At 34.2% G+C, this 17,936-nt stretch carries 22 protein-coding genes; 3 read left to right on the forward strand and 19 right to left on the reverse strand.

Annotated features, from left to right (window positions below):
• Positions 1 to 3: 3 nt before the first annotated feature.
• Complete coding sequence (locus tag NF27_RS08240) at positions 4 to 1,194, reverse strand: NADH-quinone oxidoreductase subunit D (protein ID WP_039458182.1); 1,191 nt, start codon at positions 1,192 to 1,194, stop codon at positions 4 to 6.
• A gap of 98 nt (positions 1,195 to 1,292) precedes the next feature.
• The gene (locus NF27_RS08245; protein ID WP_039458185.1) at positions 1,293 to 2,105 is read right to left on the reverse strand and encodes an RMD1 family protein; all 813 of its coding nucleotides are present in this window, start codon (positions 2,103 to 2,105) and stop codon (positions 1,293 to 1,295) included.
• Between the two features lie 161 nt (positions 2,106 to 2,266).
• Here NF27_RS08245 and NF27_RS08250 point away from each other — a divergent pair, with 161 nt between their 5' ends.
• Positions 2,267 to 2,917 (forward strand): CADD family putative folate metabolism protein, encoded by a 651-nt coding sequence (locus NF27_RS08250; RefSeq protein ID WP_152606886.1) that lies wholly within the window; start codon positions 2,267 to 2,269, stop codon positions 2,915 to 2,917.
• A gap of 156 nt (positions 2,918 to 3,073) precedes the next feature.
• Here the strand turns inward: NF27_RS08250 and NF27_RS08255 are convergent, their stop codons facing one another.
• Complete coding sequence (locus tag NF27_RS08255) at positions 3,074 to 3,388, reverse strand: HU family DNA-binding protein (protein WP_039458190.1); 315 nt, start codon at positions 3,386 to 3,388, stop codon at positions 3,074 to 3,076.
• A 324-nt stretch (positions 3,389 to 3,712) separates the two neighbouring features.
• Between NF27_RS08255 and NF27_RS08260 the strand changes: the two genes are divergently transcribed.
• Positions 3,713 to 3,946 carry a hypothetical protein gene (locus NF27_RS08260; RefSeq protein WP_039458193.1) on the forward strand — a complete coding sequence of 78 codons (234 nt, stop codon included), beginning with the start codon at positions 3,713 to 3,715 and terminating at the stop codon, positions 3,944 to 3,946.
• A 200-nt stretch (positions 3,947 to 4,146) separates the two neighbouring features.
• Here the strand turns inward: NF27_RS08260 and ccoP are convergent, their stop codons facing one another.
• From ccoP to NF27_RS08320, 13 genes are all read right to left on the reverse strand, one after another.
• Positions 4,147 to 4,995, reverse strand: a complete 849-nt coding sequence (gene ccoP, locus NF27_RS08265; protein ID WP_053332707.1) for a cytochrome-c oxidase, cbb3-type subunit III — start codon at positions 4,993 to 4,995, stop codon at positions 4,147 to 4,149.
• Positions 4,985 to 5,149 (reverse strand): cbb3-type cytochrome oxidase subunit 3, encoded by a 165-nt coding sequence (locus tag NF27_RS11915; protein ID WP_084212897.1) that lies wholly within the window; start codon positions 5,147 to 5,149, stop codon positions 4,985 to 4,987. The genes ccoP and NF27_RS11915 overlap by 11 nt, the downstream gene beginning before the upstream one ends.
• On the reverse strand, positions 5,149 to 5,877 hold the full coding sequence (gene ccoO, locus NF27_RS08270) for a cytochrome-c oxidase, cbb3-type subunit II (RefSeq protein WP_039458196.1): 729 nt from the start codon (positions 5,875 to 5,877) through the stop codon (positions 5,149 to 5,151). Before ccoO ends, NF27_RS11915 begins: the two co-directional genes overlap by 1 nt.
• A 12-nt stretch (positions 5,878 to 5,889) precedes the next feature.
• A complete protein-coding gene (gene ccoN / locus NF27_RS08275) occupies positions 5,890 to 7,326 on the reverse strand; it encodes a cytochrome-c oxidase, cbb3-type subunit I (protein WP_039458199.1) in 1,437 nt (478 codons plus the stop codon).
• Positions 7,327 to 7,530: 204 nt separating this feature from the next.
• Positions 7,531 to 8,133: an MlaC/ttg2D family ABC transporter substrate-binding protein gene (locus NF27_RS08280; protein ID WP_039458202.1), complete on the reverse strand. Its 603-nt coding sequence runs from the start codon at positions 8,131 to 8,133 to the stop codon at positions 7,531 to 7,533.
• A gap of 10 nt (positions 8,134 to 8,143) precedes the next feature.
• Positions 8,144 to 8,857: an MlaA family lipoprotein gene (locus tag NF27_RS08285; RefSeq protein ID WP_053332708.1), complete on the reverse strand. Its 714-nt coding sequence runs from the start codon at positions 8,855 to 8,857 to the stop codon at positions 8,144 to 8,146.
• Between the two features lie 75 nt (positions 8,858 to 8,932).
• Entirely contained in the window at positions 8,933 to 9,991 is a 1,059-nt protein-coding gene (locus tag NF27_RS08290; RefSeq protein ID WP_039458206.1) for a methyltransferase, read from the reverse strand.
• Between the two features lie 13 nt (positions 9,992 to 10,004).
• Positions 10,005 to 10,937 carry an SPFH domain-containing protein gene (locus NF27_RS08295; protein WP_039458209.1) on the reverse strand — a complete coding sequence of 311 codons (933 nt, stop codon included), beginning with the start codon at positions 10,935 to 10,937 and terminating at the stop codon, positions 10,005 to 10,007.
• A 30-nt stretch (positions 10,938 to 10,967) separates the two neighbouring features.
• Positions 10,968 to 11,411, reverse strand: a complete 444-nt coding sequence (locus NF27_RS11370) for an NfeD family protein (protein WP_053332709.1) — start codon at positions 11,409 to 11,411, stop codon at positions 10,968 to 10,970.
• A 25-nt stretch (positions 11,412 to 11,436) separates the two neighbouring features.
• On the reverse strand, positions 11,437 to 11,997 hold the full coding sequence (locus NF27_RS13065) for a c-type cytochrome (RefSeq protein ID WP_039458212.1): 561 nt from the start codon (positions 11,995 to 11,997) through the stop codon (positions 11,437 to 11,439).
• Positions 11,998 to 12,111: 114 nt separating this feature from the next.
• Positions 12,112 to 12,828, reverse strand: a complete 717-nt coding sequence (locus NF27_RS08310; RefSeq protein WP_039458215.1) for a Bax inhibitor-1/YccA family protein — start codon at positions 12,826 to 12,828, stop codon at positions 12,112 to 12,114.
• A 117-nt stretch (positions 12,829 to 12,945) separates the two neighbouring features.
• Entirely contained in the window at positions 12,946 to 14,454 is a 1,509-nt protein-coding gene (gene ubiB / locus NF27_RS08315; protein WP_053332710.1) for a 2-polyprenylphenol 6-hydroxylase, read from the reverse strand.
• A gap of 11 nt (positions 14,455 to 14,465) precedes the next feature.
• Complete coding sequence (locus NF27_RS08320; protein WP_039458282.1) at positions 14,466 to 15,236, reverse strand: cytochrome c1; 771 nt, start codon at positions 15,234 to 15,236, stop codon at positions 14,466 to 14,468.
• Between the two features lie 262 nt (positions 15,237 to 15,498).
• On the opposite strand from NF27_RS08320, the gene trpS reads away from it, so the two are divergent.
• Entirely contained in the window at positions 15,499 to 16,503 is a 1,005-nt protein-coding gene (gene trpS, locus NF27_RS08325; protein ID WP_039458284.1) for a tryptophan--tRNA ligase, read from the forward strand.
• Between the two features lie 152 nt (positions 16,504 to 16,655).
• Here trpS and NF27_RS08330 read toward each other — a convergent pair whose 3' ends face one another.
• The 3 genes from NF27_RS08330 to NF27_RS08340 form a co-directional block, all read right to left on the reverse strand.
• The gene (locus NF27_RS08330) at positions 16,656 to 17,135 is read right to left on the reverse strand and encodes a F0F1 ATP synthase subunit B family protein (RefSeq protein WP_039458218.1); all 480 of its coding nucleotides are present in this window, start codon (positions 17,133 to 17,135) and stop codon (positions 16,656 to 16,658) included.
• A 10-nt stretch (positions 17,136 to 17,145) separates the two neighbouring features.
• Positions 17,146 to 17,607, reverse strand: coding sequence for a F0F1 ATP synthase subunit B family protein (locus NF27_RS08335; protein ID WP_039458219.1), 462 nt, complete (start codon positions 17,605 to 17,607; stop codon positions 17,146 to 17,148).
• Between the two features lie 80 nt (positions 17,608 to 17,687).
• On the reverse strand, positions 17,688 to 17,927 hold the full coding sequence (locus NF27_RS08340; protein WP_038540108.1) for a F0F1 ATP synthase subunit C: 240 nt from the start codon (positions 17,925 to 17,927) through the stop codon (positions 17,688 to 17,690).
• Positions 17,928 to 17,936: the final 9 nt, after the last annotated feature.

Raw genomic sequence — 17,936 nt, forward strand, 5'->3', positions numbered from 1 at the left:
TAATTACCTATCAATTTCACCGAATACAATATCCATACTGCCTAAAATTGCAACCATATCTGCAAGCATATGACCCTGACTAATATAATCTAAAGCTTGGAGATGAGCGAATCCGGGGGCTTTAATATGGCATCTGTAAGGTTTATTAGTCCCGTCAGCTACCAGATAAACTCCGAATTCTCCTTTAGGTGCTTCAACCGCAGTATAGGTTTCACCTTCAGGAACATGATAGCCTTCAGTATAAAGTTTAAAATGGTGGATTAAAGCTTCCATCGAATCCTTCATTTCAGCCCGCGAAGGTGGGGCTATCTTGCGATCAAGGGTTTGTACTGCTCCCTTCGGCAGGTTAGTTAAACACTGCTTGATAATCCTGATCGATTGCCTGATTTCTTCCATTCTGACCAGATATCTATCATAACAATCACCATGTTTGCCGACAGGGATATCAAACTCAAGTTCTCCATAAATTTCATATGGCTGTGCTTTTCTTAAATCCCACGGAATCCCTGATGCTCTAAGCATAGGGCCGGAGAAGCCTAAGTCCAGCGCTTCTTTCACACTTACTACCCCGATATCAACCAACCTTTGTTTAAATATACGGTTTTCGGTAAGCAGTCCTTCCATATCATCTAAAGCTTTAGGAAAAGTTTCCAGGAAAGCTAAAATATCTTCAACTAATTTATTATCTATATCTTTTGCCACACCACCCGGCCTAATATATGCCGCATGAAACCTTGCACCACTGGCACGTTCATAAAATTCCATCATTTTTTCACGTTCTTCAAACATCCAAAGAAGTGGAGTCATAGCTCCTACATCCAGGGCAAGCGCCGGGATATTCAGTAAATGATTTAAAATCCTGGTGATTTCGCAAAACGCAACCCTTATGTACTTAGCGCGAATCGGTATCTCACATCCCAGTAATTTTTCGACTGCTAATGCAAAACAATGTTCCTGCGCCATCGGTGAAACATAATCTAACCTATCAAAATAAGGTAAAGCCTGTAAATAATTTTTATGTTCAATTAATTTTTCCGTCCCTCTATGAAGTAACCCGATATGAGGATCGGCACGCTCAACTACTTCACCGTCCATTTCAAGTATTAATCTTAATACTCCATGGGCAGCAGGGTGCTGAGGGCCGAAATTTATTGAAATATTTCTTTTTTCAATTTTAGTTTGCTTTGCTTCCATTAGACTCTGATATGCAATTACCGGTTTTACCAAGTTGTAGCATATGATTTAAAAGCAATAAAGTTTATTTTTACTTAGTTAACCTTATTAACCGCTAATTAATTTAACCAACCGAGTAAGTCCCTAAATACTGCAATCAATACCTCAATTAAAATTAAGTATATAATTATTAGTTCAAGGCGCGATGTATGTATATATTTAAGCTCGTTAGATAAAATCTCATATAGCTCATGGACTACATTAAGCCTTTTATTAAGTATTTCAATTCGAGTATGAATATCCATAAATTCAACCGCCATATCATAATAAGGCTGATATTTCGGTCTTCTCCAAAAAAACTCAGGGGTATCAAGAATTGTGCTGTGTAAATTTATAGAATTACGCTCGGCAAAAAGCTGACCTATTTTTATTGATAAGGTTTTTCTGGATAAAGATATTTTACCGGTTTTTATGATTTCATTCGGTATATGCTTGGTAGAATCAATGGTTCTATCTAAGGAGTTTTCAAATTGTACAAGTTTTGAAGCCTGGGATAAACCATAGGAAAGGGAAAGTTTTATATAAGGGTCATCAGTTTCTAAGCTAATTAAGTCGGATTCTTCATCAATAAAGGTTTCCTCATCGGAAACTTGGTATTTACAGGAATCAACGATAAGAGAGCTTGAGGGCTCTGATAAAAACGGAGAAATACTGGTTATAACTTGACGTTCACGGGAAAAATCCAAGCCCCATAAAGTTATACAGCCATAACTGAAGATAAAAATATCGTGAGTCATATTATCCGGAAAAACTAATTTTACATACAGCACTTCAGGCTCATGTAATTTTGTTATATATCCTTGGTTGGTAAAGAACTCGGAAATTTTATGTAAATCGTAGGATTCTCCGCAGCAGTAATAAGCGCATCGCATAATAATATTAAATTTAAGTTTAAATAAAATGGTTGCTTATATATACCATTATATAAGCGCCAAAACAACTTCCGTAAAATTTTTATTATCTAAGCTTAATGGTTAAGTTGATAATTCTTATCCGAAGTTATAGTATAAGTTCAAATTTACTGAGATATGGTATTAATATGATTAACTTACTAAATCAAGAACTGGATAAAATGCATCTTTTAAAACATCCCTTTTATCAGGCATGGAGTGAAGGTAAGCTTTCTGTAGAAGTCTTGGGGGAATATGCAAAGCAGTATTATAACCAAGTTAAAAACTTCCCACGATATATAAGTAAAATTCATTCCGAGTGTGATGATATATCTTCCAGGCAAGTGTTGCTCGGTAATTTAATTGAAGAGGAAAAGGGGGATGAAAATCATCCGGAGTTGTGGCTTAGGTTTGCGGAAGGTTTAGGAGTTAAACGCAGTGATGTGGAAAATGTCGAGTTAAAACAAGAGACGAGGAATTTAGTCGATGGATTTTTTAAATTAGCTGGTGAATCTTATGCTAAAGGACTAGGGGCTTTATATTCTTATGAAAGACAAGTGCCGGAAGTTGCTAAATCAAAAATTGAAGGCTTAGAGAAATTTTATGGTATAACAGGTGAACAAGCCTTGAAATTTTTTAATGTCCATATCGCAGCTGATGAATGGCATTCGGAAGAATGTGCAAGCTTGATTGAAAAATTATCCCCTGAAGAACAAGAAGAAGCTAAGAAAGGTGCGTTAGAAGGAGCTAGATTATTATGGCAATTCCTTGATGGTATGGTCAAGCACTGTTAATTAAGTTTTACTTCAACTCTTTCAAGAAACCGAATAAATTTATTTTTTTCTAACCCTTGAAAGAGTTGAGTTTTTACTCCCTGATTTATCTATACAGCTATTATGTTTTACTTATCTATACCTAGTTTTGGAATAGGGTAAATTGAAAACTGGGTTCTAAGCAGAATTAGCCGGTTTTTTTAGTGTATTAAGTTTTTTTAGAAGTTCCTTGCTGGGTCTAAATTGTAATGAGCCTTTGTTTCCGACCTCTAATTGCTGATTAGTTCTAGGGTTCCTTCCGACTTTAGCTGCTCTTTTCTTTACTGACATAGAACCGAACCCTCTTAATTCAATTCTATCTCCGCATATTAATGCTACAGAGATTTCTTGAAAAAATATATTAGCTATTTCTTCTAATTTAAATAAAGGTAAATCTCTATTAAACCTTTTTAACCACGTAACTACATCTTTTTTATATAAGACCTTATCCATAACCAGAATTTAACCTATTTGTTATTTGTCATAGGTTTAACAATACATAATATAGCTGAGGTATTAAAGTTATATGTTAGGATGTATTATTAAATAAATTAGATATTTTATAAATATAAAATAAATATCGTGCTATAGTCCAGTAATATTAACAATATTAAAATAATGGATTTATTAAACCAAATTAGTTAGAGAGCACTATATATAAAATAAGCATAAAAGCTGAGGTGAAAATTGATTTAGTTTAATGTAACTCAGGAAGGCAACTTGTGGTTTACTAAGGGCATACCATAAATAACAACATATCAAATAACGGAGGCTATCATGGCTACTACTAATGAAAATAACAAAAATAAAAATACAGAAAATTTAAGTGCAGAAGAAAAGCAAAAAATGCACGATAATTATGCTGCAATGGGTCAAAAAGGCGGTAATACTACCAAAGAAACTCATGGTAAAGAATTTTATCATGAAATTGGCCAACAAGGTGGTAATGCGCGTAAAGAGCAAATGGCTCATTCTTCTTCTTATACTAAGGAAGGTGAAGAAAATAAATAACACATTTAATTTAGTAGGGTTATCTCATATATAATTCTCTTAAATTATAAAATTTAAGTGTTAGGAAAAAGGAATTATATGTAAATGTAATTCCTTTTTTTAATTAAATGGTTGTTAACCGTAAAACTAAATTTAATAATATAATATGCTTTAATGAATGTTGTAAATCTCTCTACTTTCGCTTTTAGCGTAAATATTAATTATTCTCCGCCGCCAAGCTGATGCACATAAGTTGCAACCTGTCTAATTGAAGAGTCGGATAGCTTTCCTTCCCAGTAAGGCATTACACCTCCCCTCCCGTTAAAAATTACATCATATATAGTTTGTTTATCACTACCGTATAACCACACGGCATCATTAAGGGCGGGAGCCCCGAATTCTCTTCCGCCTTGACCTTGCGCTCCGTGGCAAGCTGCACAGTTATCCTGAAATAATTTATGAGCTTCTGAAGTTGTGTCCGCACCATTCCTTAGAGAAATCACATAATTAGCTAGCTTCCCTATTTCCTCCGGAGTCAGAATTTTATCGCGCCCGAATGCTGCCATTACCGATTCTCTGGTTTCAGGATCTTCCGATCTTATTCCATGTTTAAGGGTGGTATATATATCATCTATTTTTCCGCCCCACAGCCATGCACCTGCCGTTAAATTAGGATATCCGATGTTACCGCTTCCTCCGGCTCCGTGGCAAACTGCACAGTTGTTATTGAAAGTTGACTTACCCCCGGCTAAAGCGAATTTCTTCAGAGTAGGGTTTTTTAAAATTTCCTCAAATGAAGCTTTATCAAAATCAGTTTGGTAGGCAGCTCTGATTTTTTCTACTTCTTTAAGTTTTTCATCAAGCTCATTAATTGAAGACCAATTAAGTATATCAATATTATTCGGTGTCGGAGAAGAGGGGTATAGCATGCAATAAATTAAAGCAAATATTAATGCTGCATAAAATGTGTATCTTAACCATAGCGGGTCAGGATTATTATATTCCTTTATACCGTCCCACTCATGACCGGTATCTTGAACTTCAATTTTTCGGTTTTTGTTATTTTTCACCTTGTTTAGTCCCCTTCTCGTCTTTTAATGGTATTTGGCTATATTCTTCATATTTTTTCTTTGAATAAGGGCGAAAAACCCATGCTACTATTCCAATAAAGCTTAATAACATTGATATTAAAATAAGTATTTCCAAATTTATATATTTTACCATCACCAGTTTCTTCCTTGATTGGTTTTTAGGTCAACTTTGTTGCCGATCGCTTGAAGGTAAGCAACTAATGCATCTAATTCGGTAATATTGTCAGCTTCTTTATCAAATTTACGAACTGCTGCTTTATTATACCGGCTTTGAAAATCTATAATTTGCTTATCTTCAGTAATTATTCCGGTTTGAATTTTAATATCATTCTCATAATTTTTAATATCCTGATCCGTATAAGGAACCCCGATCATTTTCATAGTTTTCATTTCATGAGATATCTTTGAATAATCAAGCTTTGTCGTGTGTAAAAAAGGATAGCTAGGCATAATTGATTCCGGAACTAAGCTCCTTGGATCAATAAGGTGGGTAACATGCCAATCATCAGAATATCTTCCGCCTATCCGTGCAAGATCAGGACCTGTACGCTTAGATCCCCAAATAAAAGGATAATCATACATACTTTCAGCTGCTAAAGAATAATGTCCGTATCTTTCCACTTCGTCGCGTAAATAACGAATTTGTTGGCTATGGCAATTATAACAACCTTCACGCTTATAAATATTAAATCCTGCTAGCTCTAATGGAGTATGCGGGCGCATGCCTTCTACTCTCTCGATAGCAATTTCTTTTTTAAAAAGAGGTAAAATCTCAACCATACCCCCGATCATAGTAGTAATTAAAGCCAGAGATAAAAGTATAAAAACATTTTTTTCTATTTTGCTGTGTAAATTTGCCATATTATCAACTTTTTATATTGTTGCCGGTGTAAGCTTTTCTTGTCGTTGCTTAGAAGTAATAGTCATCCAGGCATTATAAACCATTACCACGGTTCCTAATAAGTAGAATATTCCTCCCAGCGCTCTAATTACATAATAAGGATGCAAAACGGAAACAACTTCAATAAATGAATATTTTAAAAAGCCCATTTCATCATAGCTTCTCCACATCAAACCTTGAGTAATTCCCGCTACCCACATAGAAGTTATGTATAAAATTATTCCGATACATGCGAGCCACAGATGGAGACTCATTAATTTAACCGAATACATTTCCTCTCTATTCCAAAGCACGGGAATAAGACAGTATAAAGCACCGAAACTAATTAGACCAACCCATCCTAAAGTTCCTGAGTGTACATGCCCGATCGTCCATTCGGTATAATGGCTAAGAGCATTTACTGTTTTTATTGCCATTAAAGGCCCTTCAAAAGTACTCATGCCGTAGAATGCTAATGCTATTACAAAAAACCTAAGTACGGGATCCTCTTTCAATTTATACCAAGCTCCCGATAGAGTCATCATACTGTTTACCATGCCTCCCCAAGACGGAAGCCATAAGATAATCGACATAGCCATTCCTAAAGTCTGCGCCCAATCAGGGAGCGCCGTAAAGTGTAAATGATGAGCACCCGCCCAAATATATAAAAATATCAATGCCCAAAAGTGCATAATAGAAAGACGATAAGAATAAATCGGGCGTCCTGCTCTTTTAGGAATAAAATAATAAACCATACCGATAATACCCGTAGTAAGTAAAAACCCTACCATACTATGACCATACCACCACTGTATCATAGCGGATTGCACCCCCGAAAACAGATATACACTTTCCGAACCGAATAATGATAACGGAATAGATAAGTTGTTCCCTATATGAAGCATTGCAACTACAATAATATAGGCCATGAAAAACCAGTTTGCTACATAGATATGAGGTTCTTTGCGTTTAACTACTGTTCCTATATATACATAAAGGTATATTATCCATACAAATAGAAGTAAAAGATCCGCATACCACTCAGGCTCTGCGTATTCACGACTTTGCGTAATCCCTACGCAATAGCCGTATAAAGCTATAATTATAAAGAATTGGTACCCGATAAACATTACATAGGCAAGCTTCTTGCCGACAAGCCTGGCTTGACAAGTTCTTTGTACAATGAATAAAGATGTTGCGAAAAGAACATTGCCCACAAATGCAAATAAAACACCTGTAGTATGAACTTGCCGTAATCTTCCGAAATTCAACCAGGGAATCCCGAAATTAAGACTTGGATATGCAAGCTCTAAAGCAACATAAACCCCTGCTGCTAAGCCTATTATTAGCCAAAAAAGCGTAGCTAGAGTGAACAGCTTTACAATTTGATTATCGTATTTAATATCTAAAGTTTTAATACTATTACTCATAATGAAATTTTACAATTATACTAAATTAAGCTAGCATGAAAATGTAATTTCTTCAACTTAAGAGAAGAACAAAGCTTCAATTTATTTTTTATACTAAGAAAATTGCCTTTGTATTATATAGAGAATCCAGATATTTTATAAAAAAATGAGCCATTAAGTATATTAATATTTTATAGGGCCCATTTTTAATAAATTCAAAAATTATTATTTGGATTTTGATTTAAGATTATCAATTAAATCTTTTATATTATTATTAGATAGGAAAGTTGAAAAATCTGCTCTTTGAGTTGCAAGTAAGCTAACTCCTTCAGCCACAATATCTCTAATTTTAAAAGTGTTCCCGTAATCTTTAAGCCTATATTCTATTTTTACAGCTTCCTTAGAGGAAGGAGAGGAAATATTCATTGAAACTTGATACTGCTCATTGCCTAGTGAAGTTGAAGCATAAATATTATAAGTTTGCTTATTATATTCTTCATATTTTGGAACATATATGGAAACTAAGTAGTTCTTATAGGCATCCGTATATTCTTTTTGTTCAGCTGCCGATAGTGTAGACCAATATCTGCCGAGGACGAATTTTGCCATCCACTCGTAATCGGTTACTTCTAAAAATAGTGCAATTAATTCAAGCTTTTTTGTATTTTTGTCAGTGTTACTAAGCACTCCGATAACTCTTTTGGCATTAGTATCTACAAATTCGGAAGCTTTTTTATTATTATTATCAGCTGCTGCATTTGCGATAAGGTTATGAGTCGAAATAATACCTACAATTATTATGAATATGAAATGTTTTATAATACGCATGGTCTACCTTTTATTGATTTTTTTGAAAATATAAACTTCTATAGGTGACATATTCATCCATAGAAGATTGTTCTAAGTAATCGGTCGTATCCAGTAAATAGCTTCTCTTATCGATCGTAACTATACCGGTTCTGACATAGGCTGCTTTTCTGTTTAGTACATAATTAAAAGGATCGGCTAATGTATCAGCTGCAAAACCGAAAGCATCTTTAATACTAGAGCTTCCGACTAGTGGTAACACCAAGTATGCTCCCGTTTTAGCCCCATAGGTACTTAAAGTTTCACCAAAGCCTGTTTTTAAATATTTCAAACCTGCTTCTCCTGCAACATCATGAATCCCGCCCAGTCCTAAAAAAGTATTAGTTATAAACCTTGCAACAGCGGTCGTACATTTTTTAGGGTTTAACTGTAATAAGCCATTAATAAAATTTACCGGCTCAGTTAAATTTTGAAGAAAATTATGTACTCTATCCCTTCCGAACTCAGGAACAAGTATTTTATAAGTATGGGAAACAGGTTTTAAAACTATATTATCCAAACCTTTATTAAACTTAAATATTACCCGATTAAATTTTTCAAAAGGATCTTGTGCAGCTATATTATTTGAGTTATTGATATATATATCTTCTTCGTTGCTGTCCTCTTCAAAATCATCGGAAGCATATGCATTAAAAGATAAAAAATTAAATATTAATAACAAAGCAAGACCAAAATGTGTTCTCATGATACTTATATATCCTAATTTATATTTAATAAATCTATATTAGAATACAAAGGTAAATAAATAGTTAATTTTTAGTTATTTACTAAAGATAATAACCTTACCCTGCTCGTTATTGGAAAAAGTTGTATTCTCTTCCTTAACTAGCTTCCAACTATACTTATCAGCAATAGTTTTAACATACTCCGAAGAAAAATAAAACTGCTCAAATAATGGTTTAAATTCAACATCTTTATTGCTTGTTGTTTTAAAGGTAATACCAAGTAAACCGTTTTCTTTAATAATAGGGTAAATATTTTGAAAGAAAAAGTCTAAGTTAGAATTATAAGTTATAAGATCAGAAGCAAATATAACATCGAAGTTAAAATTTAATGTATTAGGATCTTTTAAGTATAATTCATAATCAATAACCTTAACATTATTATAAACTTTCATATCATCCAGCATAAGATAAGATGAGCGCCCCGCCATAAGTGAGGAGATATCTACTCCCATTATAATATTGGCAATTTTTTGAACACGGCAAAATTTACCCATTATACCGGTGCCAGAGCCTATATCTAAAATATCATTTCCAAATGGTTTATTCTTCGCCATTAATAATTGTATAGTACCGGCGAATAAACTTTGCTGAGGAATGATATCCTGCTGTTGTATAATAATTTTGTTATTATCTAGTGCTTGAGCAATTATATCAAAGGTTGCTTTAATTATACTTTTAGGGATGGAGCTTATCTCAGCCCCTTTGTTATTAAGCAGGTTTATGCAATATTGAGTTTCTTCAATAAAATCCTGATGTTTCGAATTTAAATATTTTTCAAAGTATACTCTGGCTTTTTGGTGTTTAAAGCTTTCCAGGTAACAACGACCTATGTAGTAATCTGAAGCAACATAGTTAGGGTTAATAAATTTTGCTATATTAAAACGCAGGATTGCATCTGATCTATTGCCCAGCAGATAATGATACATCCCTAAGTCAAAATTAGTCTGAGCTATATTTTTGCTTTTGCTAATAATATCTTGAAAATTATTTTTAAAAATTGCTATAGCTTGGTTAGATAGCTCTTTAAAGTTAATTTGATTAAAAGTGCTTTTAATCAGCTCAAATTTTGTGTTAAGCATAGTTAAAATTTTCATTCCGTATCCCCCGTCAGGATTTGTTTTCCGTAATCTTGTTACTAATATTATTAAATATTGTTAAAGCTTGTGCGATCATACCGCTTGCATCATTGGTATTAGCGGGAATAATTACTGCATTTGATTCTTTAGCAAGTGAGCCGAAAGCATTTATATATTGCTCGGCAATCCGCAAAGCTACCGCTTCTTTACCACCGTTTGCCTGAATCGCCTGAGCAACTTTTTCAATACCTTGAGCAGTTGCATTTGCGATTGTTTGAATTGCCTCTCCTTCACCGTTCGCACGGTTGATTTGATCAATAGTTGCTGCTTCCGAAGCAAGCACTACTTCTTGTTTATTAGCTTCCGCTATATTTATCTGAGCCTGTTTTTTACCTTCGGATTCTAAAATATCCGCTCGCTTCTGTCTTTCAGCTGCCACTTGCATTTCCATAGCTTTTACCACATTAGTGGGCGGCTTTATATCTTTAATTTCATAACGCATACACTGTATGCCCCAGGTAGATGCTGCTTCATTAATTGCATGCACAATATGGGTGTTTAATGTTTCACGCTCTTCAAAGGTTTTATCCATATGTATTTTTCCGATTGCAGAACGCATGGAAGTCTGTGCTAATTGCACTACGGCATAATAAGGGTTTTCAACTCCATAAGAAGCATCTACCGGGTTAATGATTTTTAAGTAAACTACCCCGTCAAGCAGTAGGGTAACATTATCTTGGGTAATTGCTGCCTGCTCATGAACGTCAACGGCTCGCTCTTTTAAAGAGTGCTTATAAGCTACTTTATCAATAAAGGGTATTATTAACGTAAGCCCTGGTTCTAAAGTTTTATTATATTTACCCAAACGCTCAATTATCCATGCCTGTTGCTGCGGGACAATCTTCACTCCCATCCAGGCAATAAGAAACAGAGCAAATAAGAAGATTAAAAACCCATATTCCATATTAATAACTCATTGAAATTTATAATTCTTTTATTTAACAATAAAGATATTTTCTTTTACTGCAACAATTGTAACGTTTTTGCCGACTAAAATTTCTTTTTCCTCTGCATCTATTGCAAGCATGGCTTTAAAAATAGTGCCTGACCACTTAACATTCCCTACTTTACCGAATATTAAATTTTCCTCCGTTACTTCTGCAATACCGCCTATTATATTGCTATAAGAGTCTTTAGGCGCTTTTTTAACTAAGTTAACTAAAGGCTTGTAAGCGAGTATCGTCCATAAAAAGGTGAAACCGAAAAAGTAAGCTAATTGTTGAATAGTATTCGGGGCTGAACCAAAAGTAACCATTATTCCTACAGTAAAACATGACAGTGCCGCAAATAAGCAAACTATAGTAAAGCCTAAAACTACTTCTAATACTACAAATATTCCTGTTAATAAAAACCAAAACTCTTTAGTAAAATATTCCATCTTTTTTTGAGAGCCTATATATCATTTAAGAAGTTGAAATAGGAAGCGGCCTATCAGACATGATTCTTAAGTAAGCTATCAAATTAGCTCTATCACTATCATTCTTAATACCTGCAAACGCCATTTTTGTTCCGGGGATATATTGCTTTGGTGCATAGAGGTAACGATATAACTCTTCGAATCCCCATTTACCACCCTCTTTAGAATGGTTCTGCATTGCTGAAGAATAGCTGAATTCCGTATGCCTTGCAGTAGGAGCTCCGACGATACCCCATAAATTAGGCCCTATTTTATTAGGCTCATTTTTTGCAATAGTGTGACATACCGCACATTTTGTAAACACTTGCTTGCCTGCTTCATGGTTGGCAGTAGACATAATAGCAGCCATATCTATAACTGTAGGCAAACCTTGCGGTGCAGAAGTATTCGATGTAGTAGTTTCCGCCACATCCACTTTAAACCCTTTTTTTAAAGGGAAAGGGTGAGGGATATAAAACATACTTCCTATATTAGCGCTCATTATTATAGTGAACATTGCAATTGCAATCGCTATAATAATTTTATCAAACTCAAAACTTTCCCTCACAAAACCACTCGTCCATTAAAAAAATTATATTAAATATTATATTTATAAGACTAATATTTCAATAAAAAAAGGGCAACTACTAAGTTGCCCTCTCATCTAATTATAAAATTAGCACTATTCTCTTCTATCACCCATGAAACGGAGTAAATGAATAAATATATTGATAAAGTCCATATATAAATTTAATGCTCCGTAAATAGCAACTTTAGAAGCAATCTCTCCGCTACCGCCTACAGCATAATATGTATGCTTAATTTTTTGTACGTCATAAGCAGTAAGACCGATAAATATGAAAAGACCAATTAAAGATAGCATAAATTCCATCATAGAGCTTTTTAAAAATATATTTACAACTGATGCTATGATAACTCCAATCAAGCCCATAATTAAAAATGAACCAAAATTGGTAAGATCTTTTTTAGTTGTATAACCATAAATGCTCATAGCTCCGAACACTGAAGCAGTAATGAAAAATACTCTTGCTATACTGGTTCCGGTGTACATCATAAATATTGAAGACAATGATAAGCCTATAGTTGCAGCATAAACCCAAAAAGTTGTTTGCACAGCCTGCAAGCTTAATCTTTGAAAAGATGCGCTTAAAAAAAATGCAATCCCGACAGGCGCAAGCATTACCACCCATACGAGCGGGCTACCGAATATCGCTTGCATCATTGCTTCTGAAGTAGAGACCGTAAATGCAACTACCCCGGTTAAGATTAAAGCAAAAGCCATATATTTATATATAGCTACCATATAATCCCTTAGCCCCATATCGTATGTAGCTTGGGAGGGGGCATAGCCTGCCTGATTTAATTTTGTATAATCCATTTTTACCTCTTCGTTATCCAGTAAATCATTAAAACATTATTTCTAAATATAATACATTTTAATGAGTTTTCAAGATGTATGGTGTAATTAAACAATCTTTAATAATTTCGGATAAATTTAAAACATTAACCCGATGCTTATACCTACGATAAATATAGCTATAATTTTTAATGAGCTAAAAGGCATGGTTTTAGGTTCCGGGCGGTTATTTATCTTAAGACCTTGAGTATCAACATTTTTTTCCATTTTATCAAAAAAGCTTAGCATCTTATCAACAGCTTTAGGCAAGTCATGAGAAAATTTAATTATATTAGCTTTAGTATCTTTAATTCTAGCTTTTATCCCGAAATTTTGTCGAGCCCAATCTTTAATCCATGGTTCAGCTAATTGCCACATATTTACTTCCGGATATAAGGACTGACCTGTTCCTTCAACAGTCACCAACGTTTTTTGCAGGAGTAAAAACTTCGGCTGGATATTCATATCAAATTTTTTACTGATTTCAAATAATTGCTTTAATAATTTACCTATAGATATTTTATTTACCGGCATGCCTACTATTGGTTCGCCGACACTCCTGCAGGCTAAGGCGAAAATTTCACGGGATTGCATATGAGGAACATACCCCATTTCAAAATGTATATCGGAAACTGCTTTATAATCTCTGGTGATAAAGCCGTATAATATTTTTGCGACAAATACTCTATCTTCTTTTTCCAGACTTCCCATAATTCCGAAATCAATCAAAACAATTTTTCCTGCACTATTAATCATTACATTTCCGGGGTGGATATCTGCATGAAAAAATCCGTCTCTGTAAGCTTGGTTGAAGAAAGTAATTGCTAAGTTTTTAGCAATTTGTTGTAAGTTATGGCCTGCCTTAATTAATTTTTGGCGTTCATTAATCGGTATTCCATCTATCCATTCTTGGGTTAACACTCTTTTAGAAGTTAAATCCCACCGCATTTGTGGAATATATACGGAATCATCATTAGCAAAGTTTTCTCGGAGTTGGTCAGCGGCAGCTCCTTCGATCCTTAAATCCGTTTCAATGCTTACTGAATGCTCAAGGGTCTTTACTACCTGATCCAGTTTAAAACTTTTAAGGTGAGGGAAAAAAAATAATAGAAACTCGGTAATAAAATAAAAAAGTTTTAAATCATTATTGAACTTCTTCTCTATATTAGGTCGCAAAATTTTTACGGCAACAGGCTCATTATCAAATGTTACTGCTTTATGAACTTGTGCAATTGATGCTGCTGCCACGGGAGTTTTATCAAACTCTTTAAATAAGTTATCGAGAGAGGTTTTAAATTCTTTTTCTAAAGTTCTTTCTACGCCTGCAAAATTAAAAGGAGGAACTTTATCTTGCAGTTTTGACAAAGAGCTTGATAAACTTTCACCGATAATATCAGGCCTTGTCGATAGGGTCTGACCTAGTTTTACAAAGGAAGGGCCGCTTCTAAGGAGAAAATTATTAATTTGGTTACCCATCTCTCGTATAGTTCTTTCTCTACTTGAATTGTTTGATAAAACTAATTTTAACAGAGAATAAGGAACACCGCTAAGAAGCAATATTAGAAGAATTCTAAGTAATCTAAAAGTATTCGCTATAAAATTGATCATTTCCTATGGGTTTATTTAACTCTGCGCCATATGCGTTTTTTGGCATAATAAAACAATATAGTAAATACTAAAGTGAAGATGATAACTTTAATCCCTAGGCCTTTTCTCTCTTCCATTTCCGGCTCGGATGCCCATTGTAGAAAATTAACCACATCTTTGGTCATCTGCGCAGTAGTCGCAATCGTGCCGTCAGTATATTCTACCTGGTTATCGGTAGTTATGGGAGGCGGCATGGCAATCTGCCCACTACCGTTTACAAAATAAGGATTATAATACATGTTTTCACCAAGCTTAACTCCTTTAGGAGGAACTGATTGATAGCCGGTCAATAATGAATAGATGTAATCAGCACCGCCTTCTCTAGCCTTAACCATAAGAGACAGATCAGGAGGGAAAGCCCCGTTATTTACTGCCCTGGCAGCCTGCTCATTCGGATAGATGAGCGGGAAATAATCCGAAGGTCTGCCCGGTCTTTCAAACATTTCGCCTTCCTGGTTAGGTCCGTCTTGAATATTATAACCTGCAGCAATCGCTTTAACTTCTTCTTCCGTAAAGCCCAAGTCAGTTAGGTTTCTAAAAGCAATCCTTTTAAGAGAATGGCAAGCTGAGCACACTTCTTTATATACTTTTAATCCTCTCTGAATAGATTGCCGATCAAAAGTGCCTTGTACTCCGTCAAAAGACCAATTAACATTTTTTAATTCAGGCCCGTGTTCAGAGCTAGCAAACGCAGTATTGCCATAAAAAATAAACAAAATTAATAATAATTTTCTAAGCTGCATAGATAAAAATATAAATCCCCGAATATTAAATTCAAATAAACTTAACATATAATTAGCCCTTTGTAGAGCAAATTTTTCAATATCAATAGGTTATGAATTTTTATAAATTTTAAAATAAAAATAAGTTAAATTAGCAAAGTAAAGATGCATTTTATATTTTTTGGTATTTAAGTTTTGTTCTTTATCACTTATAAACGCATGTTACCGCTTGCTTGTAGCATAATAAATGTTATAAATTTTGAAAAATATAATATTAAAGTTTATGCATACATCTACAACTAAAAGAGTTTTTTCAGGATTGCAACCGACCGGTAATCTTACCCTCGGCAACTATTTAGGCGCAATTATGAATTGGGTGAAAATGCAAAATGAATATGAATGTATCTTTTGCTTAGTAGACCAGCATGCTATAACGCTACCTCATGATCCAAAACAGTTAAGACAAAATTTACTTACAAATCTTGCTGCATATCTTGCCTGTGGTCTTGACCCGGAGAAATCAATAATTTTTAATCAGGCAAGTGTTAGCGCTCATGCTGAGCTCGCATGGATTTTTAGCTGCATTACACCGCTTGGTTGGTTGAATCGTATGACTCAGTTTAAAGAAAAGGCCGGTAAAGACAGAGAAAATGCGTCGCTCGGTTTATATTCATATCCGGTGTTAATGGCCGCTGATATATTATTATATCATGCAACGCACATACCAGTTGGTGATGATCAAATTCAGCATATTGAACTTGCTCGGGATATTGCCGGCGCTTTTAATCGTAGGTTCGGGAGTGAGTATTTTAAGCTTCCTAATGCGATTACTCACAAAATTGCAACCCGTATTATGAGTTTGCAGGACGGAACTAAGAAAATGAGTAAATCCGACCCGTCGGATTGGGCGCGAATTAATTTAATAGATGATAATGATATTATTGCCAAAAAAATTAAGAAAGCGAAAACCGATGCAATAGGAGAGATTTATTATGATAAAGAAAACCGCCCTGAAATTTCTAATCTCTTAACCATATATGCCACTTTAGAAAATAAATCTATTGAGGAAGTTAGCGCTAAACTTTCCGGGTTTAACAATGCAAAATTTAAAGATGCACTAAGCGAACTTTTGATTGAGAAGCTTTCTCCGATTAGAACGAGTATTAACGACTTAGTTAAAAATGAAGATTATCTCTTAAGTGTATTTGAAAGCGGTAAAGAGAGGGCAAATGAAATCGCCTCAAAGACTATTAATCAAGTGAAAGAGATAGTCGGATTCATTTTATAAAGCAGTATAATCCTGCTTATTATATTGCTTGATTCTGAAGAATTGTAAAGCCGTTTGAACGAACATTTAATTTATTTTAATTACAAATTATAAAATCAGGCTATTTAATATAGCCTGATTTTATAAATAGTTATATTAGTTATATATATAATTTAATGAACAAATTTCTTTAGAGATTTTATACTATCATCAATTAAATCTAATTTAATGTTTTTATCTAAATCTTCAATCAGCATTTGTTGTACAATCGCAAGAGCAGAATCGACTGCTTCGGTTTTAATATCTCTGATGATTTGCTGTTCTTGTTGGGAAATTCGTTGCATAGTAAGCTCTAAGCGTTTCCGGGTAATTTTCTCAGCTTGCTTTTTTGATTCTTCTAATATGGATTTAGCTTCAAGGTGAGCTTTATCAAGAATATCTTTGGCATTTTGTTTGATATTATCATGCTCAATTTTGATCGCTTGAAGCATACTTAAAGCATTTTCTTTAATTTTAGCAGCTTCATTCAAATCATGTATAATTTTATCCGTTCTTTCATCTAAAGTTTTTAAAACAATTGCCTTTACCGGCTTAAATATGGCGCCAATAAATATTATAAAAGATGCTAAAACCCAAAAACCTTCATTGAACATACTATCTACCTTAATTTACTTTTTGTGAGCTATTATGAAACTCATCTAAAACAGTTTTAAAAATTTCTTCACTTAGATCTTTTACTACAGACGGCAACTCACTTTTTAACTGAAGCTTTATAACTTCTAACTTATTAAGGTCTTCAGCTGTTTTTTCGGCAAGGGCTGTTTCAAATTCTTTGATTTCCTTATCGCTCGCTTTTTTAGCTTCTAAAACTACGTCGGCTTTTAAGTTTAAAGCCTTAGTTCTAGCCTCACTTAACGTAACGGCAATTTCAGATTTTAAAGCCTTATGATTTGTAATCATTTTTTCAGCCTCAACTAAATCTATCTTCACTCTTAATGCTCTATTTTTCACTACTTCACTTATTGTCGGTAAGAAAAACTTAGCGATAAACAAGTAAAGCAATGGAAAGATTGTAGCCAGCCAAAATAATTGTAATGAAAATGAACTTATATCAAGCTGAGGCATAAAATTTTCCAAAAACCAAATTATACAAAATAATTACTGCTTTAGCAATAAATAAACTATCTTTTTATTGAAGAGTATTTTTATACTACAAAAAGCAGCATTAATGCGATCAAGAATGCAAATAGTCCCATAGCTTCAGATAAAGCAGCTCCGATAAATGCACTTCTGGTAAGTTTTGACTCTACGGAAGGATTTCTGGATATTCCGTTTAACAAGCCCACGAAGATATTACCAACACCAAGCGCCGCGCCTAACATTCCCAAAGCTGATAAGCCAACCCCTATATATTTTAATCCGATATTAATTCCTTCAGTCTCCATGGTTTACTC

The sequence above is a fragment of the Candidatus Jidaibacter acanthamoeba genome (genome assembly GCF_000815465.1).
In the GTDB taxonomy this organism is placed as follows: Bacteria; Pseudomonadota; Alphaproteobacteria; order Rickettsiales; family Midichloriaceae; genus Jidaibacter; species Jidaibacter acanthamoebae.